27 protein-coding genes are annotated in these 23,901 nt (G+C 39.5%); all 27 read right to left on the reverse strand.

The window, feature by feature from the left end; translation table 11 throughout:
- Positions 1-30: 30 nt before the first annotated feature.
- Entirely contained in the window at positions 31-345 is a 315-nt protein-coding gene (gene nuoK / locus MHH73_RS20835; RefSeq protein ID WP_095371603.1) for an NADH-quinone oxidoreductase subunit NuoK, read from the reverse strand.
- Positions 338-853 (reverse strand): NADH-quinone oxidoreductase subunit J, encoded by a 516-nt coding sequence (locus MHH73_RS20840; RefSeq protein WP_191816198.1) that lies wholly within the window; start codon positions 851-853, stop codon positions 338-340. The genes nuoK and MHH73_RS20840 overlap by 8 nt, the downstream gene beginning before the upstream one ends.
- Positions 850-1,269: an NADH-quinone oxidoreductase subunit NuoI gene (gene nuoI / locus MHH73_RS20845; RefSeq protein WP_191816200.1), complete on the reverse strand. Its 420-nt coding sequence runs from the start codon at positions 1,267-1,269 to the stop codon at positions 850-852. The genes MHH73_RS20840 and nuoI overlap by 4 nt, the downstream gene beginning before the upstream one ends.
- A gap of 15 nt (positions 1,270-1,284) precedes the next feature.
- Entirely contained in the window at positions 1,285-2,292 is a 1,008-nt protein-coding gene (gene nuoH, locus MHH73_RS20850) for an NADH-quinone oxidoreductase subunit NuoH (RefSeq protein WP_191816202.1), read from the reverse strand.
- The gene (locus MHH73_RS20855; protein WP_341069207.1) at positions 2,292-3,392 is read right to left on the reverse strand and encodes an NADH-quinone oxidoreductase subunit D; all 1,101 of its coding nucleotides are present in this window, start codon (positions 3,390-3,392) and stop codon (positions 2,292-2,294) included. The genes nuoH and MHH73_RS20855 overlap by 1 nt, the downstream gene beginning before the upstream one ends.
- 6 nt (positions 3,393-3,398) lie before the next feature.
- On the reverse strand, positions 3,399-4,577 hold the full coding sequence (locus MHH73_RS20860; RefSeq protein WP_341069209.1) for an NADH-quinone oxidoreductase subunit C: 1,179 nt from the start codon (positions 4,575-4,577) through the stop codon (positions 3,399-3,401).
- 1 nt (position 4,578) lies between these two features.
- The gene (locus MHH73_RS20865; RefSeq protein ID WP_191816208.1) at positions 4,579-5,091 is read right to left on the reverse strand and encodes a NuoB/complex I 20 kDa subunit family protein; all 513 of its coding nucleotides are present in this window, start codon (positions 5,089-5,091) and stop codon (positions 4,579-4,581) included.
- Entirely contained in the window at positions 5,082-5,456 is a 375-nt protein-coding gene (locus MHH73_RS20870) for an NADH-quinone oxidoreductase subunit A (RefSeq protein WP_318245510.1), read from the reverse strand. The genes MHH73_RS20865 and MHH73_RS20870 overlap by 10 nt, the downstream gene beginning before the upstream one ends.
- A gap of 478 nt (positions 5,457-5,934) precedes the next feature.
- Positions 5,935-6,342, reverse strand: coding sequence for a F0F1 ATP synthase subunit epsilon (locus MHH73_RS20875; RefSeq protein ID WP_224936753.1), 408 nt, complete (start codon positions 6,340-6,342; stop codon positions 5,935-5,937).
- A gap of 22 nt (positions 6,343-6,364) precedes the next feature.
- On the reverse strand, positions 6,365-7,786 hold the full coding sequence (atpD, locus tag MHH73_RS20880; protein ID WP_191816214.1) for a F0F1 ATP synthase subunit beta: 1,422 nt from the start codon (positions 7,784-7,786) through the stop codon (positions 6,365-6,367).
- Positions 7,787-7,819: 33 nt separating this feature from the next.
- Positions 7,820-8,680: a F0F1 ATP synthase subunit gamma gene (locus MHH73_RS20885; RefSeq protein WP_191816216.1), complete on the reverse strand. Its 861-nt coding sequence runs from the start codon at positions 8,678-8,680 to the stop codon at positions 7,820-7,822.
- 146 nt (positions 8,681-8,826) lie between these two features.
- On the reverse strand, positions 8,827-10,335 hold the full coding sequence (atpA, locus tag MHH73_RS20890) for a F0F1 ATP synthase subunit alpha (protein WP_191816218.1): 1,509 nt from the start codon (positions 10,333-10,335) through the stop codon (positions 8,827-8,829).
- A 24-nt stretch (positions 10,336-10,359) separates the two neighbouring features.
- Positions 10,360-10,896 (reverse strand): F0F1 ATP synthase subunit delta, encoded by a 537-nt coding sequence (locus MHH73_RS20895; RefSeq protein WP_191816220.1) that lies wholly within the window; start codon positions 10,894-10,896, stop codon positions 10,360-10,362.
- Positions 10,893-11,411, reverse strand: a complete 519-nt coding sequence (locus tag MHH73_RS20900) for a F0F1 ATP synthase subunit B (protein WP_224936757.1) — start codon at positions 11,409-11,411, stop codon at positions 10,893-10,895. Before MHH73_RS20900 ends, MHH73_RS20895 begins: the two co-directional genes overlap by 4 nt.
- Positions 11,412-11,542: 131 nt before the next feature.
- Positions 11,543-11,755 (reverse strand): F0F1 ATP synthase subunit C, encoded by a 213-nt coding sequence (gene atpE / locus MHH73_RS20905; RefSeq protein WP_095371589.1) that lies wholly within the window; start codon positions 11,753-11,755, stop codon positions 11,543-11,545.
- Positions 11,756-11,834: 79 nt separating this feature from the next.
- The gene (gene atpB, locus MHH73_RS20910; protein WP_191816224.1) at positions 11,835-12,545 is read right to left on the reverse strand and encodes a F0F1 ATP synthase subunit A; all 711 of its coding nucleotides are present in this window, start codon (positions 12,543-12,545) and stop codon (positions 11,835-11,837) included.
- A 7-nt stretch (positions 12,546-12,552) separates the two neighbouring features.
- The gene (locus tag MHH73_RS20915) at positions 12,553-12,942 is read right to left on the reverse strand and encodes an ATP synthase subunit I (protein ID WP_191816226.1); all 390 of its coding nucleotides are present in this window, start codon (positions 12,940-12,942) and stop codon (positions 12,553-12,555) included.
- 6 nt (positions 12,943-12,948) lie between these two features.
- Positions 12,949-13,170 (reverse strand): AtpZ/AtpI family protein, encoded by a 222-nt coding sequence (locus tag MHH73_RS20920; protein WP_191816228.1) that lies wholly within the window; start codon positions 13,168-13,170, stop codon positions 12,949-12,951.
- A 311-nt stretch (positions 13,171-13,481) separates the two neighbouring features.
- Positions 13,482-15,728: a S8 family serine peptidase gene (locus MHH73_RS20925; protein ID WP_341069222.1), complete on the reverse strand. Its 2,247-nt coding sequence runs from the start codon at positions 15,726-15,728 to the stop codon at positions 13,482-13,484.
- A gap of 210 nt (positions 15,729-15,938) precedes the next feature.
- Entirely contained in the window at positions 15,939-17,084 is a 1,146-nt protein-coding gene (gene wecB, locus MHH73_RS20930) for a non-hydrolyzing UDP-N-acetylglucosamine 2-epimerase (protein WP_341069225.1), read from the reverse strand.
- Positions 17,085-17,228: 144 nt separating this feature from the next.
- Complete coding sequence (upp, locus tag MHH73_RS20935; RefSeq protein WP_191816234.1) at positions 17,229-17,858, reverse strand: uracil phosphoribosyltransferase; 630 nt, start codon at positions 17,856-17,858, stop codon at positions 17,229-17,231.
- 211 nt (positions 17,859-18,069) lie between these two features.
- On the reverse strand, positions 18,070-19,311 hold the full coding sequence (gene glyA, locus MHH73_RS20940; protein WP_191816236.1) for a serine hydroxymethyltransferase: 1,242 nt from the start codon (positions 19,309-19,311) through the stop codon (positions 18,070-18,072).
- Positions 19,312-19,596: 285 nt separating this feature from the next.
- Positions 19,597-20,133, reverse strand: a complete 537-nt coding sequence (locus tag MHH73_RS20945) for a TIGR01440 family protein (protein WP_341069229.1) — start codon at positions 20,131-20,133, stop codon at positions 19,597-19,599.
- Between the two features lie 109 nt (positions 20,134-20,242).
- Positions 20,243-20,689, reverse strand: a complete 447-nt coding sequence (rpiB, locus tag MHH73_RS20950) for a ribose 5-phosphate isomerase B (RefSeq protein WP_191816240.1) — start codon at positions 20,687-20,689, stop codon at positions 20,243-20,245.
- A 99-nt stretch (positions 20,690-20,788) separates the two neighbouring features.
- Positions 20,789-22,078, reverse strand: coding sequence for a methyl-accepting chemotaxis protein (locus tag MHH73_RS20955; protein WP_341069233.1), 1,290 nt, complete (start codon positions 22,076-22,078; stop codon positions 20,789-20,791).
- 23 nt (positions 22,079-22,101) lie between these two features.
- Entirely contained in the window at positions 22,102-22,554 is a 453-nt protein-coding gene (locus MHH73_RS20960; RefSeq protein WP_191816244.1) for a low molecular weight protein arginine phosphatase, read from the reverse strand.
- Between the two features lie 163 nt (positions 22,555-22,717).
- Positions 22,718-23,269, reverse strand: a complete 552-nt coding sequence (locus MHH73_RS20965; RefSeq protein WP_191816246.1) for a manganese efflux pump MntP — start codon at positions 23,267-23,269, stop codon at positions 22,718-22,720.
- Positions 23,270-23,901: the final 632 nt, after the last annotated feature.

Here is a 23,901-nt window from a genome sequence, read left to right on the forward strand (position 1 = left end):
ATTCATACGAATGACGTATGTTCATTCAAGCTAATTTTTCAAAGAGTTGTAATCATCTACATTGACAGATTTACGATTTCGATAGATAGCTATGAGGATAGCGAGTCCTACTGCCGCCTCAGCCGCAGCAACGGCAATAGCAAAAAGGGCAAATATTTGACCATCTATTGAAGGCATCATGCCATACTTACTAAAAGCAACGAGGTTAATATTAACCGCATTTAACATTAATTCAATGGCAATAAGAACAATAACGGTATTTTTCTTCGTTAATGCCCCGTATAACCCGATACAAAAGAGGATAATGGCTAGTGTTAAATAGGCAGATAACGGCACACTACTCACGTTCTTCCCCCTCCTCATCATCCCGTTTCGCTAACACTATCGCACCAATAAGAGCGACGAGTAAAATAACCGAGGTTAATTCAAAAGGAATAATATATTTCGAATAAAGGGCAATCCCTATTTGCTCTGTATTATTTTCATGCAATGAAGTGGATGGTTCCCCTAGTTCAAGCTGGTATATACCTAAGTAAAAGACGAGCCCGAACCCAAGGATGGCTAGAAAGATAAGAAATTTTCTCAAGCCTCCTCCACTCGTCTCGCTCTGGTCATTATGACGCGTTAACATAATGCCAAAAAGCATCATAATGGTGATCGCACCTGAATAGATGAGGATTTGAACAACAGCAATAAACTCTGCAGAAAGCATGACGTAAATGCCAGCAATACTAATGAAAGTAAAGACGAGAGCGACGACCATATGAACAACCTTCGTTAAGTTAATCATCATGATCCCACCGCCTATAGCGATGAGTGATAAAACAATAAATATGAAAAACTCGCCGCTCATGCCTTATTCTCCCTTCGTAATTGGGTATCATTTTCATCCAGCCACACAAGATCTTTAAATAATTCATCACGACTATATTCTGCGAGTTCAAATTGATTTGTCATAATGATTGCCTCTGTAGGACAAACTTCCGTACATAAATCACATAGGATACAAATTTCAAAATTTATATCATACGTATCAATAATTTTTCCCCGCTTACTAGAATCTGGATGCTTTTTCCCCGTGAGTGTAATGCAATCTGTCGGACAAATATTGGCACATTGATTACAGACGATGCATTTTTCTGGGTAAAATTTTTGAATTCCCCTAAAGCGATCGGGAAGTGGTAAGGGTTCATTAGGATAATCATAGGTTAGTTTCTTGCGCGTCATATTTTTCAATGTGTATTTCAATCCTTTTGCTAATCCAAACATACCTTTGTCACCCCTTTAAAATAGATTGATCCATTCTTTTAATAATGCAGTGAGGAAGATATTCGCAATCGCCACTGGTAATAATACCTTCCAGCCGAACTCCATTAGTTGGTCGGCACGTATTCTTGGGAAAGTAACACGGAACCAAATGAGCAGAAAGATAACAACCATAAATTTAAGCGCAAACCAAACGGCTCCCGGTATAAACCCTAAATAAGGTAATGGTAGCCAACCACCTAAGAAGACGACAGTTATTAACGCTGACATTGCGAACATATACACATACTCAGCTAACATAAAGAACGCCCAACGGAAACCGGTATACTCAACAAAATAACCTGCAACAAGTTCCGACTCCGCTTCAGCCAAATCAAACGGCACGCGATTCAATTCAGCTACCGCTGCAATAAAGAAGACGATAAAGGCAATCGGTTGCCAAAGAATATACCAGCCGCTTTCTTGTGCTAACACAATATCATTTAAATTCATACTTCCTGTCAGGAGAATGACACCAATCACCGACATCACTAGTGGAATCTCATAAGATATCATCTGTGCGGCTGCCCTCATTGCCCCCATTAAGGCATATTTATTATTTGAAGCCCACCCTGCGGTCACAATTCCAACAGTCGTAATACCAGAGACAGCAATATAATAAAGCAAACCCACACCGATATCAGCGAATTGAAATCGATCAGTGAATGGAATAATTGCTAAGACCATAAAAGCAGGTGTAAATGCAATTACCGGCGCAAGAATAAATAATGGTTTATCAGCTGCCCGCGGGATGGCATCTTCCTTAATCAGCAGCTTCAAGACATCTGCAACTGTTTGTAATAGCCCCCATCTTCCTCCTACTTGGTTAGGACCATGCCGCAGTTGCATAAAGCCCATAACCTTTCTTTCTGCTAAAATGGCATAGGTGACAAATCCTAGAACAATAAGTAACAGCAGCAGTGTTAATGCAAAATAAATGAAGAAATGAAGCCATGTCGCTTCAGAAGTTAATAATCCCTCGATCATTACCCATCCACCTCCCCAAGCACGATATCAATTGCGCCAAGGATCGCGATTAAATTAGCCATATTCTGACCAACTAGTAGCTTCGGTAAGATTTGCAGGTTATAAAAAGACGGCCGCCTGAATTTCAGACGATATGGCTCTTTCTTACCTTCACTGGCAATATAACAACCGATTTCCCCTCGTGGAGACTCAATGCGTACAAATGTTTCTCCTTTAGGCGGTTTAATCACTTTAGGAACCTTACCCATGACCTCACCTGTTTTAGGAAATTGCTCCACCGCTTGCTCGAGTATCCGTAAACTTTGTTCTATTTCTTGGATACGCACTTGGTACCTGCCCCATGCATCACCTGTATCTGCTGTACATATTTCAAAAGAAAAACGGTCGTAAATGGAATAAGGTTCATTTTTCCGTAAATCCCATGCGAGCCCAGTACAACGTAAATTTGCTCCACTTAAGGAATAGTCCATTGCCTCTTCTTTGGTGTATTGCCCAATACCTTTTACACGATTAAGGAAGATTTCATTGCCGGTTACGAGATCTCCGTAACCCGCTAACTGCTCTCTCATGTAAGGGATAAATGCCTTCACTTTTTCAATCCATCCGTCTGGCGCATCCCACTTCACTCCGCCTACTCTCATATAATTAAATGTTAGACGGCCACCAGAGATTTCATTTAATAAATTGATAATCATTTCTCTTTCTCTAAAAGCGTACAAAAATGGACTTGTCGCTCCTAAATCAAGCAAATATGTACCCCACCAAACAAGATGACTGGCAATTCTACCTAGTTCCATCGTGATGATGCGGAGATACTCCGCTCGTTCGGGAATTTCTAGCTCCATCATCGTTTCAACTGCATGGCAAAGCACATAATTATTTGTCATTGCGGCCAAGTAATCTAAGCGGTCTGTATAGGGAATAATTTGTGTATATTGCAGGTTTTCAGCTATTTTTTCTGTTCCTCTATGGAGATAACCGATGACTGGTTTCGCATCAATAATCATTTCTCCATCTATTTTAATAACAAGGCGAAAAACACCATGTGTACTGGGATGTTGTGGTCCCACATTCAATAGCATCTCTTCTGTTCTAATCATTGCCTTTTACACCTCCACATCATAAGGTTCATAATCCTTGCGGAGAGGATGACCAATCCAATCTTCCCCAAGCATAATGCGATGTAGGTCAGGGTGATTGGTAAATTGAATGCCAAGAAGGTCATATGCTTCACACTCCGGCCAGTTCGCTCCTGGCCATATAGAAGCAATAGAATCAATTCTTGGATTTTCACGATCCATTTTCACTTTCAAAGCGACAGACTGCTTATTTTTAAAGGAGTATAAATGAACATAAATCTCCATATATGTTTCAAAATCAGTTCCATGTAGTTCTGATAAAAATTCAAAATGAAGCCCGCTATGTTGTTTGAATAATAAGGCTAGTGAATAATAATGTTCTAGCTTAACCACAATAGTTGGCACATGCTTGCTCATACGATTAATATAGGAATCTTCTAAAATATCATCTTTGTAGTGTTCTATTACAATGTTGAGGTAACGATCTAAGATTGGTTGTTGAGGTGATGGTGTGATAGGTTCTGAAACTTCTGTTTCTTTTGCTTGAGTTATTTTCCTTTTTGCCTTTGCTTCTGCAGCTGCCTTCGCTTTGGCGGCTGCGATCGCTTTAGCCTTCTCTGAATCGCCGTTTTCATTCGCGTTCTTTGCCTTTCGTTTCGCTGCTGCGGCGGCTTTTGCTTTGGCGATAGCGATTGCTTTTTGTTTTTCTAAGTCTTGATTAGATGTTGGCTCTGTTTCTGTTCCTTCTGCTTCCTTTGCTTTTTTCTTTGCTAATGCGGCGGCTTTTGCCTTGGCGGCGGCTGCTGCTTTTTGTTTTTCTAAATCTTGATTGGTTGCTGGCTCTGTTTCTGTTCCTTCTGCTTCTTTTGCTTTTTTCTTTGCTAATGCGGCGGCTTTTGCCTTGGCGGCGGCTGCTGCTTTTTGTTTTTCTGAATCTTGATTGGTTGCTGGCTCTGTTTCTGTTCCTTCTGCTTCTTTTGCCTTTTTCTTTGCTAATGCGGCGGCTTTTGCCTTGGCGGCGGCGGCTGCTTTTTGTTTTTCTAAATCTTGATTAAATGTAACATCTTCTGTTGTTTGGGGCATTTCGGATGCTGAGTCATTCGATTTTTCTTTTTTCTTTTCCCTCTCTTCCCGCTTTCTTTGTGCAGCTGCTCTTGCTTTTTCTGCTGCTTCTTTCTTTAACTGCTCTTTGTCCTTTTCACTCAAATTAAATCACCCTCTTTCCCGTTTTCGCCTCATAACGGATTTTAGCTTTTAGCTTATTAACTCCGTATATGAGTGCAGCAGGATTGGGTGGACAGCCAGGTATGTATACATCAACTGGGACCACTTGATCGACCCCTTTCACAACCGAATAAGAATAAACATATGGTCCACCCGCTGTAGCACAAGAGCCCATTGCAATTACCCACTTCGGTTCTGGCATTTGATCATAAAGACGTCTGATTACTGGAGCCATTTTTTTCGTAACGGTTCCTGATACAATCATGACATCAGATTGTCGTGGCGAAGTTCGAAAAAAAGAGCCAAAACGATCGAGATCATAGTGAGAAGAACCCACACCCATCATTTCAATGGCACAACAGGCGAGACCAAATGTCATCGGCCATAATGAATTGCTTCTAGCCCAGCCTTTTAGTTGCTCTAATGTAGACATGAATACATTCCGCTGAATTTCAGCCATTTCTTTTTCACTCATTTGATCAAATTTTAAATCCATTTCAGCACCTTCTTTTTCCAAGCATAAATTAAACCAATCACTAACATAAACACGAAAATCAGCATCTCTATTAAAGCAAATATGCCTAATTTTTCATATGCTACGGCCCATGGATATAAAAATACTGTCTCTACATCAAAAATGACGAAAAGAAGAGCAAACATGTAATAACGCACGGTGAATTGTACCCTTGAGTCTTGAAAGGGATCAATTCCACTTTCATAAGTCGTATACTTATTTTCATTTGGTTGATACGGTCGCAATAATTTCCCGAAAAATAAAGCAACTAATGGTAAGAGCACACCGATAAGTATAAAAGAAAGGACTATCAAATAATTATTTTGATACAGATGCCATAATTCCAATATCATCCCCCCATAATAATGAAACTATTCATAATTTTTAAAATGTAATCGGATACATTATAACATCCCTGCCATATTCTGTCGATAATCCACCGACCATTTCCATCTGTCCCTTACTCATTTATATGACAAGTTGTTTAGGATATATCTTTTTTACTTAATCTTATTTGAAAAAATGATCAATGACTGCTAAATAAAGCATGAAAAGATTATCACTAATCTTGAAATGAGAAGATAAATGTTTAAAGTGTTGAGAGAATATCATTCGAATCTCTGGGTATACGGATTAACGGAAATCAAACGAGAATTCAACTTGGGGACAATTTTTTGACTCATTGAAAAAGACCACACCAAAGGTATTTCCTTATGGGCAGTCTCGAACTAATCGGATGCGCTTTGCCATCATTGACGTTACACATACAAAAAAACGAGCCAAATGCTGCTTCAGTCGCAGCATTTTGGCTCGTTTTCGTGATGATTATATATTTCTCTCCGAAACATTGATACGATTCATCGCACGTTTTAATGCAAGTTCTGCACGTTTGAAGTCGACGTTTTCACGCTTTGTTTCATTCAAACGTTGTTCTGCACGATCTTTTGCACGTTTGGCACGATCAAGATCGATATCAGTCGCTTGTTCCGCAGATTGCGCTAAAATCGTTACTTGGTCCGGACGTACTTCGAGGAAACCACCGCTAACAGCAACCAAATCAGATTGATTTTCTTTCTTTAGACGGACAGCTCCAATTTGTAACGGTGCAACCATAGGGACGTGGCCTGCTAAAATACCAAGCTCTCCACTTTCAGCTTTTGTACTTACCATTTCCACATCGGATTCATACACCGGGCCATCGGGAGTAACAACACTGACTTTAATCGTCTTCATTTTTTACCCTCCTGGTCCTAAATTATACCTCTACGCCCATTTTTTTAGCAGCTTCAATTACTTCTTCAATACGACCAACTAGACGGAAAGCGTCTTCTGGTAGGTGATCATATTTACCTTCAAGGATTTCTTTAAATCCTTTAACAGTTTCTTTTACAGGAACATAAGAACCTGGTTGTCCTGTAAATTGCTCTGCTACGTGGAAGTTTTGTGATAAGAAGAATTGGATACGACGCGCACGTTCAACGATAAGTTTATCTTCGTCTCCAAGCTCGTCCATACCTAGGATTGCGATAATATCTTGAAGCTCTCTGTAACGTTGTAATGTTTGTTGTACAGTACGAGCTACTTCATAATGCTCTTCACCAACTGTTTCAGGTGAAAGTGCACGTGATGTAGATGCTAATGGATCTACGGCAGGGTAAATACCCATTTCAGATAATTTACGCTCTAAGTTTGTTGTCGCATCTAAGTGAGCGAATGTTGTTGCTGGAGCCGGGTCAGTATAGTCATCGGCAGGTACATAAATCGCTTGGATTGATGTAACAGATCCAACATTCGTTGAAGTGATACGCTCTTGTAATTTACCCATTTCAGTAGCAAGTGTTGGTTGGTAACCAACGGCAGATGGCATACGACCAAGTAGGGCAGATACCTCAGAACCTGCTTGCGTGAAACGGAAGATGTTATCCATGAAGAAAAGAACGTCTTGTCCTTGCTCATCACGGAAATATTCAGCCATTGTTAAACCAGTTAGGGCAACACGCATACGTGCTCCAGGTGGCTCATTCATTTGTCCGAATACCATCGCTGTTTTCTTAATAACGCCTGAGTCAGTCATTTCATAGTAAAGGTCATTACCTTCACGTGTACGCTCACCAACACCAGCGAATACAGAGATACCACCGTGCTCTTGAGCGATGTTATTGATTAACTCTTGAATTAAAACGGTTTTACCAACACCGGCACCACCGAATAGACCGATTTTACCACCTTTGATGTAAGGAGCAAGTAAGTCTACTACTTTAATTCCTGTTTCAAGAATTTCTACTTCTGTAGAAAGTTTTTCGAATGTAGGTGCTTCTCTATGAATAGAGTCACGACGAGCATCACCGCTAATTGCTGGATCCAAGTCAATTGTATTACCTAGTACGTTAAATACACGGCCAAGAGTGATATCACCTACTGGTACAGAGATGGCTGCACCTGTATCTATTACTTCCGTTCCACGTTGTAAACCATCTGTTGAAGACATAGCAATTGTACGTACAGTGTCATCACCTAAATGAAGGGCAACTTCAAGGGTTAAGTTGATTCCAACTTCAGATTCGTTACGCGAAGTGTTATCAATTTGCAATGCGTTATAGATTGCAGGTAGTTGACCGTTTTCGAACTTTACGTCAACAACTGGACCCATAACTTGAAGAACGCGTCCTTTGTTCATCTTTTTCCCTCCTAATAAGAAATGCTATATTAATTATTCTAGAGCCGCTGCTCCACCGACAATTTCAGTAATTTCTTGAGTAATTGCAGCCTGACGTGCACGGTTATAGCTTAAGTCTAATGCATTGATTAGATCTTTCGCATTATCCGTTGCATTCTTCATCGCTGTCATACGCGCAGCATGCTCACTGGCTTTACTATCTAATAATGCACCATAAATTAAACTTTCAGCATACTGAGGTAGCAATACTTTCAAAATTTCTTCAGCGGAAGGCTCAAATTCATACGAAGTTAACTGGTCTGATCCACTAGAAATGTCTGTTAGTGGTAAGATTTTTTTCGATGTTACTTCTTGCGTAATTGCGCTGACATAGTGATTGTAATAAATGTATACCTCATCATATGTTTCATCAGAGAACATACCAACCGTTTTAGTTGTTAAGTCTTTGATTTCAGCAAATGATGGCTGGTCTGCTACGCCGACGATATCGACGATCACATTCATCCCTTTTCCTTTGAAGAAATCAACAGCCATTCTACCAATCGCTATAATGACAAACTCATCATTAGACTTATGTCTTTGTTGAATCGTTTGGTTAACCGCTTTTAATACTCTACTGTTAAATGCGCCAGCTAGTCCACGGTCAGATGTAATGACGACATAACCCGTTTTCTTAACTGGACGACTCACTAACATTGGATGTGATGCATCTGCACTACCAATTGCGATAGACGCTGTTACCTCTTGGATTTTTTCCATATAAGGGACAAATGCTTTTGCATTTATTTCCGCACGAGTCATTTTAGAAGCTGATACCATTTGCATAGCTTTTGTAATTTGGCTTGTTTTCTTCGTAGAATTGATTCGGTTCTTTATATCACGTAATGATGCCACAGGTTCTCACCACCCTTATACTTAAGTGTGTTTGATTGGTTGGCACGTAGGCCTTCTCAACCCTTATATATCATTAGATCCTGTAAAAACAATGCATGAAAAGGCAGGAAGGGACAACAATCCCATCCTGTCTAACTCTGCAATGATTATTCAGAAACCACAAACGTTTTCTTGAATTCGTTAATTGCAGCTGCCATATCTTCATCAGCCGGAAGGCCTTGAGTTGTAGCGATATGGTCAAGCAACTCTTTATGATTTTGATCTAACCAAGTAAGATATTCTTCTTCAAAACGACGGATGTCTTCAACTGGAATATCATCAAGGAAACCACGAGTTAATGCATAAAGAATCGCAACTTGCTTTTCTACTTTAAGTGGTTTATTAAGGTCTTGTTTAAGAACCTCAACTGTACGAGTACCACGGTTTAACTTCGCTTGTGTTGCTGCATCTAAATCTGAACCAAATTGAGAGAATGATTCAAGTTCACGGAATGAAGCAAGGTCTAGACGTAATGTACCAGCTACTTTTTTCATTGCCTTGATTTGTGCAGAACCACCAACACGTGATACAGAAAGACCTGCGTTAATCGCTGGACGAACACCAGAGAAGAATAGGTCAGACTGAAGGAAGATTTGTCCGTCAGTGATCGAAATAACGTTTGTTGGAATATAAGCAGAAACGTCACCTGCTTGTGTTTCAATGAAAGGTAGAGCAGTGATTGAACCGCCACCTTTTGCGTCACTTAATTTAGCTGCACGCTCTAGAAGACGGCTGTGCAAGTAGAATACATCCCCTGGATATGCTTCACGACCTGGAGGACGACGTAATAATAATGAAAGTTCACGATAAGCAGATGCTTGTTTTGTTAAGTCATCATAAACAACTAATACATGTTTACCGTTATACATGAACTCTTCACCCATTGCTACCCCAGCATATGGTGCTAAGTATAGTAATGGAGCTGGTTGAGATGCAGATGCAGTTACAACAATCGTGTAATCTAGCGCACCTGTTTTACGTAAAGTTTCAACTGCATTACGTACAGTCGATTCTTTTTGACCAATTGCAACATAGATACAGATCATATCTTGGTCAGCTTGGTTCAAAATTGTATCGATTGCAACAGATGTTTTACCTGTTTGACGGTCACCGATGATTAACTCACGTTGACCACGACCGATTGGCACTAATGCATCAATCGCTTTAATACCTGTTTGTAATGGCTCATGTACAGATTTACGATCCATAACACCTGGAGCCGGTCCTTCAATCGGACGAGTTTTAGTTGTATTGATTGGTCCCATTCCATCAACAGGATGTCCAAGAGGATTTACAACACGGCCAATAAGTTCTTCACCTACTGGTACCTCCATGATGCGTCCTGTGCGGCGAACTTCATCGCCTTCTTTGATTTCTGTGAATGGTCCTAAAATAACAATACCGACGTTACTTTCTTCAAGGTTTTGCGCCATACCCATAACGCCATTCGAAAATTCAACAAGTTCGCCAGCCATGGCGTTATCTAAACCATGAACACGCGCGATACCATCACCTACTGAGATAACTGTACCGACATCACTCACTTGAATTTCCGACTGATAACCTTCAATTTGCTTTTTTATCAGCGCACTGATTTCTTCAGCTTTGATGCTCATGAGTTTCACCCCTATCTACGAATCTTAGCCTAACAATTGTCGCTCAAGTCTATCTAGCTTGCCACGTAAGCTACCATCGAAAATCTTGTTTCCTATGCGAAGCTTGACACCGCCCAATAAATTTGAGTCAACGATATTTTCTATACGAAGTGATTGCTTGCCCACTTTAGCTGCAAATGTTGCAGATAAAGCTTTGCTCTCTTCATCAGTTAAAGGACGAACAGAGTAAACTTTCGCTTCAGCTATTCCTTTTTGCTCATCTGATAGGTCTAAGAAATGCTCGACCATACCTGTGATTTCATCTTCACGATGACGCTCCACCATGATGAGTAAAGTGTTTATCACATATGTGTTAACAGATGCAAAAGCTTCCTTTACGATCTCTTTCTTTTTTTGAATAGAGAGCTTAGGAGTCTTTAACACTGCTTTAAATTCAGAGTCATGATTCACTACGTCTTTCACTGCACGAAGCTCATCTTCCATTTGGTCAAGAAGCTGATGTTCATTCGCAAGCTGGAATAGAGCTAACGCGTAACGTTTTGCCACTATTGAGCTCGTCATTGCTTCTCGCCTGCCTCTTGAATATATTCGTTAATTAGTTTTTCTTGATCGGCTGCACTTAATTCCTTCTCAATGACTTTCGAAGCAACTAGGACAGATAATGAAGCAACTTGTTCACGAATAGCGGATACAGCTTGTTCTTTTTGCTGCTCGATTTCAAGTTTTGCAGAATTTTTCAAACGATCGCCTTCAGCACGTGCTGCAACAATAATTTCTTCGCGTTGTGCTTCACCTTGCTTCTTCGCGCTTTCAATTAACGTTTGCGCTTCTGTACGCGCTTCTTTTAATAGAAGTTTTTGCTCTTCTAGTAATTTCTTCGCCTCTACACGACTTGCTTCTGCTGCTTCAATTTCACCAGCGATATGTTCTTCACGTTGGTTCATGATTCCCATAAGTGGGCCCCATGCAAACTTTTTAATTAAAGCTAACAAAATGATGAACATAATCAATTGGAATACGATGTCGCCACCATTAAAGCCGCCAGATGCACCTAATACATAACTATCTAATAACACCCTCGATTCACTCCCTTCAAGAGACGTTCACTTAAGGTCAAACTATTTTAAAGTCATTCGATTGATTTTCACATAAAGGAAAGGCGAAGGTCCACTTGTGATGATCTTCGCCATTTTACAAATACAAAAAATTAGCCACCGATAACCATGAATGCGATAACTACGCCGATGATCGGAATCGCCTCAACTAACGCTACCCCGATGAACATAGTAGTTTGAAGCATACCACGAGCTTCTGGTTGACGTGCCATACCTTCAACTGTTTTTGAAACGATTAATCCGTTACCAATACCTGCACCAAGTGCTGCTAAACCAATTGCGATTGCTGCTGCTATAAGACCCATTATTTGTTTCCTCCTTAAAATTTTGGAATAAAATTATTTTTAACAAACATGTTTTGTTCATGTAATGAACAGGTATATATTAATGGTCGTGACTCACTTTGTGAGACATATAAACCATTGTTAACATACAGAAAATAAATGCTTGGATAGCACCGATAAATACGGAGAATCCCATCCATAACAATGTTGGTAATACTGCTACAGCATGTCCTAAGAATCCTGTTGCAAGTGATCCTGCAAGTAATGTCAGTAGGATTTCCCCTGCATAGATATTACCGTAAAGACGCAAACCAAGTGTTAATGTGTTGGCAAACTCTTCAATGATTTTCAATGGGAACATAAACCACATTGGCTTGAAGAAATCTTTCCCATATCCTTTCAAACCCTTCACTCTCACACCATAATAATGTGAAAGACCTACCACCATCGCTGCTAGTGTAAGCGTTACGACCGGATCAGCTGTTGGTGATTTCCACCATAGCTCGTGGTTATAGGTGACTGCAAATGGAAGTCCTAGCATGTTAGATACAAAAACGTACATGATGAGCGTGATTCCAAGCACGTGGAATCTACCACCATCTTTCCATGCCATGTTGCTGTTGATGATGTTCTTAACGAAGTCCATCACCCATTCAAAAAAGTTTTGCATACCTGTCGGCTTCATTGCTAAACGACGAGTTGAAATGACAGCAATTAAGAAAACTATCACACTTGCGACTGTTATCATCAAAATATTAGATAAGTTGAAGGTTAACCCCATAAATTTTATCAATGGAGCTCCATGATCCATAAATTATTCACCTCTCTTCCCGCTTTTTACGTAAATGAAAAGATTGAAGAAAAAAATCTATCATAATGACTAAATAGGACGTCATTAATCCCAACACTACACTTATAAGGTGAAAATACTCTGGATACTCAAGCGCAATGATAACTGCCAATGCGGCAGATGCCATTCGCGACATCGTTCCTAGTGAACGCACCTTTTGTTCTTTCTCTACTGCTTCTCGGAACTGAATCATCTTCCTTACAATTAACCAAAGATTAAAGAAGCTAAGAACCGTTCCCAAAATCAGGCCAAGAAAGATAGATTGATAAGACGTAAAGCCCCAGCCGAGTACAAAGAATGACAACAAGAAAAGCATATATTTACGTTGTCTACTAAATCGTTCTTGTATTTCCGGCATATTTGTTTATTCTCCTGAAAAAAAATGTTGGATTAAACGAAGCATGGCATAAATGCCCACTGTCAAACCTAGTAATAAACCGATTATTAGAAACAGTGGTTCGGTCTCTAGTAACCGATCGAACCATCTCCCAGCAAATACACCTAGAAGAATGGCGCCTACTAATTGGGAAAGAATGGCGGACATGAGTGCCATCGCTTTAAAAGGGCGAAGGTCATTATCACGCATTAAAACGCATCCTCTCAGTCGAGAATGGTAAGAGGTTTTCTGAGGAAAGCAGTATGAAAATCGTCTATTTCATATGATATAAAACTATAAATCTGCTCATGAAAACCCTATCAATAATACCCTTTGTAAGCATACAATAGGGGCATGTCAATGTCAATGCGTTTAATGGGAAATTCACCAGTTCTCTTTTGGGCAAAATATGGATGTTCACACTTTTTTCATAAAATTTTCATTAGATTATTCTTGCAAAAAAAGACTAATTATGCGTTCCTTTTGGCTATTATTTTTCAATTATAATTTTTTTATACAATTTAATTACCTTTCATTTCTAATTCCCCATTTGTACCAATAAACAAACGGGTCTCTATCCAATCTTCTTGTCCAGATTTACGAGCAAATACTTTTGCAATATACAATCCAGGCTGTGGTAAATCGCTTATGAATAAATCCTCTTTCACCTGACCCTTCTTTACATTTTTCTTCCAATCGAGCATTCCTGTAAAAGTTAATGAAGTTGAATCGAACAAAGCAATCCCAAATTCTTCAGCTCCGCCAGGTAAATATACTTCATAACGATACGTTTCCATACTATCGCCTTTCCCAAAACTAAATCCCATGACACGCGGATAATCCGGTTCTTCTAATACGTATAAGTAAGGGATGTGAATCGTTTGCTTATTACTGTTCAACTGGATTGTACCGTCTGCCAATTTTTCAGAGAGTTCCTTTGGATTAACAATCATATGTAAACGAATCGTTTTCTTCTCTTTAGGCTCAAGCATAAAAGATAATGGCAGACGCCATTCAATCCCTTTTTGTTTTTTCGGAATTTCAAAAGCATAGGACTGTTTTTCATCGGTTGTATTTTCAACAGTAATTTTAGCTACATGGTCATGATGTTGTTCTGATAACTTAAACTTGCCAAACTTTAAGGACGATGGATAGATAAGTGTGGATGTCTTTAATGCTTCCTTCAATTGAATTCGGCCCGCACCTTGTTCAAAGGTCCGGTAGGGGGTGCCATTTTCATTTACTATAGGTAAGGCCGTATTCATGAGTGCTGCTTTTACTTGCTCAGGGCGCCAATCAGGATGAGCCTGTATTAACAAAGCAGCCGCCCCTGCCACATGAGGCGCTGCCATACTTGTTCCTTGTAATGGTGTATACCCACCAGGAATCGTACTATTAATGGCTACTCCTGGTGCCACCACATCAGGCTTTATTTCCCAAGTAGATGTCACCGGACCTCTTGAACTAAATTCAGCTAATATGTCTTTTTCTTCTTTTATGACTGTTTGTCCATATAATCTCTTAGCTTGTGAAAGCTCTTGATTGATCGCTTCCCCATCTGCTTTTGTTAATGATACAACTGGAATATCTAACATCTCTTCTAAATTACCCATGAAGGTGCCTGATGTATTATTGTAAATAAGCAAAGCGATTGCGCCCGCTTCCTTGGCATTCTTACTTTTTTCCGTAAAAGTTAATTCCCCTCTCTCAACAATCACTACTTTTCCATTAGCCCCTTTTAATTGCTCCTTTTTCCCAATGCCACCGTTATATAATTCAAATGATTTGTTCAAATCCCATGGTATCGTTCCTTGCATTGGGTACAGTTTCATTTCTTTTTTACCAATATGTAAATAAGGTACTTTTAATGTAGGGGTAGAAGCTCCTACAGAAATGGCTTTGGCAGCCGTACCAGGTGAGCCAACGCTCCATATGCCAGGCCCTGAATTACCTGAAGATGTAACAGCAACGATTCCACTATCGACTGCCTTATTTAAAGCAAGACTAATGGGGAGATCCGGTCCGTTCACATTATTGCCCAAGGAAAGATTAATAACATCCACTTTGTCTTTTATCGCTTGTTCTATTGCTTGTAACACTTGCTCTGTCGTCCCGCTTCCGCCTGGTCCTAAGGCACGATAAGCAATAATCTCTGCTTTTGGTGCCACGCCTTTTACTTTTCCGTTGGCTGCAATGATACCTGCCACATGAGTACCGTGCAATGTGTCCAAACGCCCCATATTCACTGTTTCCATCGGATCGTCATCTTGGTCCACAAGGTCTTTCCCACCACTATAACTAATGCGTAAATCTGGATGACGATAATCAATGCCCGTATCAATGACGCCAACCTTCACCCCTTCTCCAGTAAGGCGATGATTAGCATCATCAAAATAACCTCTGATGGCCTCTCCGCCAATAAGCTGAATATTGTCATTCTCCCCTTGCACAGTATAATTTTGTACAGTTGTCAGGTGATTAATTGTTTGATTCCCTTCTATTTGTGCTAATTTTTCACTTGTTGCTTCAACAGAAAACCCTTTAAGGGCATAGTTATATATGTATCTTATAGCGACACCTTGTGCTTTGAGCTTCTCCTTTTCTACTTGTAAGTCGGCGTCATCACTATAAACGATAATAGCCACTTGTTCTTCTTGTTGCATTTCATCCAAGGAAGGCACGATTAATTGAGATGAAGATGCACTCATCCCTAACGTACAAGGAAAAAGAAAAAGAATAATAACAAGTATAAATAGATTTCTCTTCATTTACGACGCCTCCTTTTTTATGTTAGCGTCTTCGATTTTGTTCCTCCCTATACTACGGAATTTAATGGGAAGCGCAAATAAAAAAGGTGATTACCCTTATTTTAATTTAGGCAATCACCTTTCTTTATTGTAGGCTGTTTTAAAACCAGCATTCGACTCCTGCGAGCAAAATAGCCTTTGCAAACAAACGCTACAATTTAAGAAAATATATTAAGGCTTAAATGGAGCTGGCCTCTTTAGCCCTTCACGAAAATAATACTTAATGGCCTCTGCAATTCTTTCAGAAGCGTGACCATCACCATATGGATTAGAAGCTTTCGACATCGCCTCATACGCCTGTTTACTTGTTAACAGTTCATGAGCATTTGCGTATATCACTTCTTCATCTGTACCTACCAGTTTCAATGTGCCCGCTTGAATACCCTCAGGACGTTCTGTTGTATCACGCAACACTAACACAGGCACCCCTAGCGATGGTGCTTCTTCTTGTACACCGCCGGAATCAGTTAAAATTAAGTGAGCACGCGAGGAAAAATTATGAAAGTCAATCATCCCTAGCGGTTCAATTAAATGAATCCGTGGATGCCCTTGTAAAATTTCACTCGCCACTTCTCTAACAGCAGGGTTTAGGTGAACAGGATATACTAATTGCACATCTTCATGAGTTTCGACAATTCTTTTGATCGCTTTAAACATCTGTCTCATCGGCTCGCCAAGATTTTCCCTGCGATGGGCTGTCATCAAGATTAAACGATCGTCACCAATTTTCTCTAAGATCTCATGCTGATATTGCGGTCGCACTGTTGTTTTTAACGCATCAATAGCCGTATTACCCGTAATGAATATTTGCTCTGCAGATTTATTTTCCCGTAATAGATTATCCGCCGATTTCTCGGTTGGCGAAAAATGAAGATCACTGATTACACCTGTCAGCTGACGATTCATTTCTTCCGGGTACGGAGAAAATTTGTTCCAAGTGCGTAAGCCTGCCTCCACGTGACCGACAGTAATCCCGTTATAAAATGCTGCTAAACTTGCCGCAAATGATGTTGTTGTATCTCCATGGACAAGAACAATGTCAGGTTCAACCTCTTTCATTACTTCATCTAAACCAGACAATACACGGTTGGTCACTTCTACTAACGTTTGTCTTGCCTTCATAATATTTAAATCAAAATCCGGCTCTATTTGAAAAATTCTAAGCACCTGATCGAGCATTTCCCGATGTTGAGCAGTCACTGTTACGATAGAATGAAAGTCTTGTGGGTACTTGTTGAGCTCAAGAATAAGCGGCGCCATCTTTATAGCTTCAGGCCTTGTTCCAAATATACTCATCACCTTAATCGGTCTTTCCATAAAACACTCGTCCACCTTTCTAAAAAGAAGTGCTAAGTCGCACTCACCATCTGACAAACAACTGTCGAGCAAATCTTCTTAGGAAGCGCTCTTGTAAAAAAGCCCGTCCAAGGACGGGCTCTTTTTTATCAATTAGCTTCTTTTTTATTTCGTACCGAATAAACGATCTCCCGCATCTCCAAGACCGGGAACGATGTAGCCTTTTTCGTTTAACATTTCATCTAATGCAGCAATATATATATCCACATCTGGATGTGCTTCTTTTAATGCTTCTACCCCTTCAGGTGCAGCAATTAAACACATGAACTTGATGCTTTTTCCACCGCGTTTTTTCAAAGAATTGATTGCTTCAATAGCAGATCCGCCTGTTGCAAGCATTGGATCGACTACAATGAAATCACGTTCTTCAATATCACCAGGGAATTTTGCGTAGTATTCAACCGGCTTTAATGTCTCTGGATCACGATATAAGCCCACATGTCCTACTTTAGCTGCAGGGATTAATTTCAAAATACCGTCTACCATCCCAATACCCGCTCGTAAAATTGGCACAATCCCTATTTTCTTACCAGAAAGCACTTTTGAATGGGTCTTTTGAACAGGTGTATCAATTTCAATTTCTTCTAAAGGCATATCTCTCGTGATTTCAAAAGCCATCAAAGTCGATACTTCATCAACGAGTTCACGGAATTCTTTCGTACCTGTATTTTTTTCACGAATGTATGTAAGCTTATGTTGGATTAATGGATGATCGAAAACATATACTTTTGCCATAACTATCTCTCCTTTTACTGATTGTACAAATCACACTTCGTACTATTTTACAGAAAAAACGTTTGTGGGGCAACTACGATTCTTGCCACAAAAACATTTATTGCCAATGAAAAAAAAAGAAAATGTTGCAGATGCTTTTAGATCATTCGTTATAGATGTCATAACTTAACAAAAATCCAGCCCTCAAGCGAAGGCTGGATAAACTAGATGATTATCTTTCTGGATATAAAATAAATTTGCTTGTTAATGCTTCCACTCGTTGTGAAGCTTCAGCTAACTTTTCTTCATCTTCCGCATTTTTCAATGTGAACGCGATTATAGAAGCAATCTCTTCCATATCTTTCTTCGCAAATCCACGAGAAGTAACTGCAGCTGTACCGATACGGATGCCGCTTGTCACAAATGGGCTTTCTGGATCAAATGGAATTGTATTTTTATTAACAGTAATACCTACTTCATCAAGGACTTTTTCTGCTACTTTACCTGTTAAACCTAAAGAACGTACATCTACAAGTAATAGATGATTATCTGTTCCACCAGATACTATGTCGATGCCTTCATTTTTTAGTGACTCTGCTAAATGCTTAGCATTTGTGATAATGTTTTCCGCATACTCTTTAAAACTAGCTTCTAATGCCTCTCCAAAAGCTACAGCTTTAGCGGCAATAACATGCATTAATGGACCACCTTGAATACCTGGGAAAATCGATTTATCGATTTTTTTCGCAAATTCTTCTTTGCAAAGAATCATTCCGCCACGTGGACCTCTTAATGTTTTATGAGTTGTTGTTGTGACGAAATCAGCATATGGTACCGGATTAGGGTGAAGGCCAGCTGCCACTAAGCCTGCAATATGAGCCATATCGACCATTAAATAAGCGCCCACCTCATCTGCAATTTCACGGAAACGCTTGAAGTCTATTACACGAGGGTACGCACTTGCACCTGCTACAATTAACTTCGGTTTATGCTCTTTCGCCTTTGCTAATACATCATCGTAATTGATGGTATGAGATGTTTCGTCAACACCATATTCAACGAAATTATATTGGATACCACTAAAGTTAACAGGACTTCCGTGTGTTAAGTGGCCACCGTGGGATAGATTCATACCAAGGACAGTATCACCTTGTTCTAAAATTGTGAAGTACACCGCCATGTTTGCTTGCGCACCTGAATGAGGCTGAACATTCGCATGCTCGGCTCCAAAGATTTGCTTCGCGCGTTCTCTAGCTAAATCTTCCACTACATCAACATGCTCACAGCCACCATAGTAACGACGACCAGGATACCCTTCAGCATATTTATTCGTTAGAACAGATCCTTGTGCCTCCATTACCGCCTCTGACACAAAGTTCTCTGAAGCGATTAATTCAATCTTACTTCTTTGACGTCCTAATTCATCTTGAATTGATTTGAAAACTTGCTCGTCCTGCTGCGCTAAATGCTTCATACTTATAATCCTCCCTTATCTCTACCACACTATCAAAATGAATAGCTATTATGAAAATTCTCCTTTATTCTATCATGTTTTTTCGGGAGGATACAGGCAAGCTTATTGTTTATTAAGAGAAAAAAATTATCTATCTTAACGGAAAACGGTTACATGTAAATGATTATGAAATTCAGGGTAATGTTGGTATTTTTGTATAAAAGATGTACAGAAATAACTAGTAATATTCGTCATTCATCTGCCTATAAGCTAGCGGGCATTATCAAACGACCAGAAGGCTTTTTTCTATTGGTAGATCGCCCTTTCTCCACCAATCAACTTCGGCCTAGTCGTTGCCAATGTGACGTGTGCACCACCTAGCTCATTTAATGAAATGCGAATCGGTACAACTACATGCTTTAAGTGCATGCCAATAAAGGTGTCACCGATATCTATCCCTGCATCAGCTTTTATATGCTCTACGACAACAGGATCATTCAAATGTTGAAAGGCATACGTCGCCATCGCACCACCCGCTTTTCGGATTGGCACAACACTCACTTCTTCTAAGTTATCCTTCCTAGCGGATGCCCGTTCAAGAACAATGGCCCGATTTAAATGCTCACAGCATTGAAAAGCGATTTGAACATTTGTTTGTTTTTGTAAGTTCATTAGTTCTGAAAATATGATTTCAGCCACATCCACTGATCCAGCTGTACCGATCCGATTACTCATCACTTCACTTGTACTACAGCCAATGACGATTAATTTGTCCCCATGTAGTGAGACTTGTTGTGTAAACTCTGTTAAAATATTCCGCCATTGTTGTTTTAACTCTTCCATCCTTACTCGCTCCTTCTCTTTTTAGATTTATTGATATCCTTAAGCTAAAATATAAAAAAGATGCATATGTCTTCCTTCTTTTCATGAAGGCAACATATGCAACCAAGTTTTATACATTTTCTTTTTCGTATTGAGTTATCTTCCCAATCCGGTTTTGATGACGACCGCCTTCATAATCTGTGCCAAGCCATACTTGAGCAATCTCTCTTGCAAGCCCCGGGCCAATGACTCTTTCTCCCATCGCTAACACATTGCTATCATTATGCTGTCTTGTTGCTTTCGCACTGAAAGTATCATGAACAAGCGCACAGCGAATGCCTTTCACTTTATTGGCTGCTATAGACATACCAATTCCTGTACCACAAATGAGAATACCTTTATCAAATTCACCGTTCGCTACCTTTTCAGCAACCGGCAAAGCATAATCGGGGTAATCTACAGAAGTACTACACTCACAACCAAAATCTTCATATTCAATATTGAGTTCTTCTAATAATGATTTTATTTCCGCACGAATGATTAATCCACCGTGATCTGATGCAATTGCCACTTTCATTTTTTATGCCTCCAATCAAACTTGATTGTATGATTATCACTTTATTCTGACACAAAATTTAAAAATTATAAAGAAGCAATTACTTTTCAGTTAGGTAGACTACACTTTAAATTTATTCATATCTGTTTTTAGTTGGTTTGCTTGCTCTTGTAATTCTTTTACTAATATGTCGACTGTATCGATCACAGATGTTTGGGCTTCCGTTGAAGCAGCAACTTGTTGTGCACCAGCAGACGTTTCTTCGGCAATCGCTGCTACTTGTTGCGATTGCGCTGACGTTTCCTGCATGGCATGCATTTGTTTATCTACTAAATCTTTAATCATAGTCACTGCAGCATTCATTTGATCTACAGTTTGCGTCATCTCTTCAATGACGGCATGCGTCTCGGTCCCTTTTTGTGCTTCTTGATTGGCAGACTCGACTTGATTGGAAATTTGACTGACCACATTACGCACTTCTTCTTGAATATTTTTAATTAATTCTGATATCCCCTGCACAGCTTTCGCACTTTCATCAGCTAACTTGCGCACTTCTTCAGCTACTACAGCAAAGCCCTTACCATGCTCTCCTGCTCTCGCCGCTTCAATAGAAGCATTTAATGCTAATAAGTTTGTTTGCGTGGCAATATCCCCAACAAGCTGGATAATGTGTTCTACTTTGACTGCATTTTCTTCTAATTTTTTTACAGTCTCTAATGATTTCTGATTACCTACTGCTAGTTTTTCAATTCCAGAAATCAGTGAATGCATGGCAAGTTTAGATTTATTTAGATCACCGACAAGCTCTTCAGATACTTGCTCGGATTGTTTTGCCTTCAGCTGAACTTCTTCAGCAATCCGGATGACTTCATCAACAAGTTCGGCAACAGATTGAGTTGCGACCGCCGAGTTTTCTGCTCCTTGAGATATTTCTGAGATTGTTGTAGCGATTGCTTCAGCTTGCTCAGTAGCAACCGAAGACTCCGAAGAAATGTCATGCACTTTTTTATTTGTCATCGCAAAGTTCTCATCTATCCGTTCAATCATTTCTCTTAAACTCTTTAGCATTTGATTAAAGGCTAATCCTAAAGAACGTATTTCATCATCCGAACGAGACACCTGCACCTTTTCTTGTAAATCACCATTCGCTGCTTTTATGGCAGAATGCTCCAAGTCTTTAAGTGGTTTTGTAATAAACCCCGCTACAATAAACGCTAAAATCGCAGACCATATCGCTCCAAGCAAAAGTACAATAATCGTAAAAAATTCTTTACTCATCGGTACATTTTCCATTAGAGGATATACGAACTGAATACATATCGCACTTATTGAATATGTAATAACGGCTAATACTGAGATGAGAAGAACCAATTTTTTTCTTAAACTAAATTTCATCTTACGCGTCTCCATGATTGCCCCCTACTTCAACCTGTTCATCTTTGTTTATCTTCTTTTAAAACATCTGCTATTTTTTTTATGCTTCCATGTAGTTCATTATAGGTTGCTTTATATTGTTGCAACGTACCACCGAATGGATCGATGATATCTTCTTGTTTACCATCAAAAGCAAACTCTTTTATTAGAAAAACTTTTCCCTTAGCATAAGGAAAATGTGATAAAATCGCTTGTTTATGTCCATTTGTCATCACTAATATATGTGTCGCCCATTGAATAAGCTCTTCATTCAATTGAGCTGATTGATGATTAATGCTTATGCCTTCTTCTTCTAAAACTTGCGATGTATAAGCAGATGCAGGGCCACCTTGACTTGCATAAATCCCCGCAGATTTCACCTTTACATCGGGAATGTTTATATGACGTAATATCGCTTCAGCCATGGGGCTTCGACACGTGTTACCTGTACAAATAAATAAAACGTGAGCCATAAAGCTCGCCTCCTTCTCTTACATTATAATCCAAAACTCCTATTTGATATAGACAAAATAAGGTGTCTATCACCGACATATTTCGACAATTTTAAGAATCTTTTGTCGGAAAACATCAATAATACGCACCTTAACTTGGTTTTATTAGGAAATTTTAACCATATTACATCAATAACATTTTGACGCCAAAAGCAAAGAGAATTGCCCCTCCAAGCGTCTCACTATATTTACCAAACCACCCTTGCATTCTTCTTCCTATCATTAATCCTGCCCAAGTAAGAATCATTGCAATGACGCCAAATAATGTAAGAACTAGAGCGGTTTTTGCCCCCAACACACCTAAAGTAAGCCCGACTGAAAAGCTGTCTAAACTCACACTTAAAGCAAAAATAAATAAGCCAAAACCTACAGGGGTTATTAAACTTTCTTTTTCAGCCTTTAAGCTTGACCAAAACATTTGCAGACCTAAAAGCATCAACAAACCAGCTCCAATATAGGCAGCAATCTCACTAAAATAAACTGATAAAAACTTCCCTGCCATCATTCCCAACAATGGCATGATGACATGAAATAATCCTATAGTAAAGCCTATATATAATATTTGCCGATACCTTAATTTGTACATCCCCATCCCTAATCCAACTGAAAATGCATCCATTCCTAAGGCAAACGCCATTAAACTTAAAGTTAAGACTTCACCTACTAACAATGTCATCTCTTTAGCCTCCTCGGGACTTGCTCTTTTGAATTTATGCATGTCCAAGGAGATTTAGAATGATTATTTAAGCGAAAATCAAACTAAGGTGAGAACGTATTGAATGGGAGTTGTTGTTGGGTACCCCTTTTGTCCTTAGTACCTCATGTGTTATAGGATTGGTCTGTAGTAGAGAAGGTAGTTTGCTTGACGGTGCTCATCAAGGTTGAAAGATGCGCGAATTAGGGTTTGTTTGCTTTGTAATTGGGTTTTTCTACGCTTACGGGAGAACAATGGCTTTTTTTTGCTTTGTTTTGGGATTTTTCACTGCTTATAGATGTTGAGAAGGATTTGTTTGCTTCGTTTTGGGATTTTCATTGCTTATAGATGTAGAGAAGGATTTGTTTGCTTTGTAATTGGACTTTTCAACGCTTACGGGAGAACAAAGATTTTTATTTGCTTTGTTTTGGGATTTTTCACTGCTTATAGATGTAGAGAAGGATTTGTTTGCTTTGTAATTGGACTTTTCGGCGCTTACGGGAGAACAATGGCTTTTATTTGCTTTGTTTTGGGATTTTCCACTGCTTATAGATGAAGAGAAGGATTTATTTGCTTTGTAATTGGGTTTTTCTACGCTTACGGGAGAACAAAGA

It is taken from the genome of Cytobacillus sp. FSL K6-0265, assembly GCF_038003465.1.
In the GTDB taxonomy this organism is placed as follows: Bacteria; Bacillota; Bacilli; order Bacillales; family Cytobacillaceae; genus Cytobacillus; species Cytobacillus stercorigallinarum.

Coding starts and splice junctions, on each gene's coding strand:
- MHH73_RS20840 (WP_191816198.1), bottom strand. CDS start 853: ATGAGCGGCGAGTTTTTCATATTTATTGTTTTATCACTCATCGCTATA.
- nuoI (WP_191816200.1), bottom strand. CDS start 1,269: ATGTTTGGATTAGCAAAAGGATTGAAATACACATTGAAAAATATGACG.
- nuoH (WP_191816202.1), bottom strand. CDS start 2,292: ATGATCGAGGGATTATTAACTTCTGAAGCGACATGGCTTCATTTCTTC.
- MHH73_RS20855 (WP_341069207.1), bottom strand. CDS start 3,392: ATGATTAGAACAGAAGAGATGCTATTGAATGTGGGACCACAACATCCC.
- MHH73_RS20865 (WP_191816208.1), bottom strand. CDS start 5,091: ATGGATTTAAAATTTGATCAAATGAGTGAAAAAGAAATGGCTGAAATT.
- MHH73_RS20875 (WP_224936753.1), bottom strand. CDS start 6,342: ATGAAGACGATTAAAGTCAGTGTTGTTACTCCCGATGGCCCGGTGTAT.
- atpD (WP_191816214.1), bottom strand. CDS start 7,786: ATGAACAAAGGACGCGTTCTTCAAGTTATGGGTCCAGTTGTTGACGTA.
- atpA (WP_191816218.1), bottom strand. CDS start 10,335: ATGAGCATCAAAGCTGAAGAAATCAGTGCGCTGATAAAAAAGCAAATT.
- MHH73_RS20895 (WP_191816220.1), bottom strand. CDS start 10,896: ATGACGAGCTCAATAGTGGCAAAACGTTACGCGTTAGCTCTATTCCAG.
- atpE (WP_095371589.1), bottom strand. CDS start 11,755: ATGGGTCTTATAGCAGCAGCAATCGCAATTGGTTTAGCAGCACTTGGT.
- atpB (WP_191816224.1), bottom strand. CDS start 12,545: ATGGATCATGGAGCTCCATTGATAAAATTTATGGGGTTAACCTTCAAC.
- MHH73_RS20915 (WP_191816226.1), bottom strand. CDS start 12,942: ATGCCGGAAATACAAGAACGATTTAGTAGACAACGTAAATATATGCTT.
- MHH73_RS20920 (WP_191816228.1), bottom strand. CDS start 13,170: ATGCGTGATAATGACCTTCGCCCTTTTAAAGCGATGGCACTCATGTCC.
- MHH73_RS20925 (WP_341069222.1), bottom strand. CDS start 15,728: ATGAAGAGAAATCTATTTATACTTGTTATTATTCTTTTTCTTTTTCCT.
- wecB (WP_341069225.1), bottom strand. CDS start 17,084: ATGGAAAGACCGATTAAGGTGATGAGTATATTTGGAACAAGGCCTGAA.
- upp (WP_191816234.1), bottom strand. CDS start 17,858: ATGGCAAAAGTATATGTTTTCGATCATCCATTAATCCAACATAAGCTT.
- glyA (WP_191816236.1), bottom strand. CDS start 19,311: ATGAAGCATTTAGCGCAGCAGGACGAGCAAGTTTTCAAATCAATTCAA.
- MHH73_RS20945 (WP_341069229.1), bottom strand. CDS start 20,133: ATGGAAGAGTTAAAACAACAATGGCGGAATATTTTAACAGAGTTTACA.
- rpiB (WP_191816240.1), bottom strand. CDS start 20,689: ATGAAAGTGGCAATTGCATCAGATCACGGTGGATTAATCATTCGTGCG.
- MHH73_RS20955 (WP_341069233.1), bottom strand. CDS start 22,078: ATGGAGACGCGTAAGATGAAATTTAGTTTAAGAAAAAAATTGGTTCTT.
- MHH73_RS20960 (WP_191816244.1), bottom strand. CDS start 22,554: ATGGCTCACGTTTTATTTATTTGTACAGGTAACACGTGTCGAAGCCCC.
- MHH73_RS20965 (WP_191816246.1), bottom strand. CDS start 23,269: ATGACATTGTTAGTAGGTGAAGTCTTAACTTTAAGTTTAATGGCGTTT.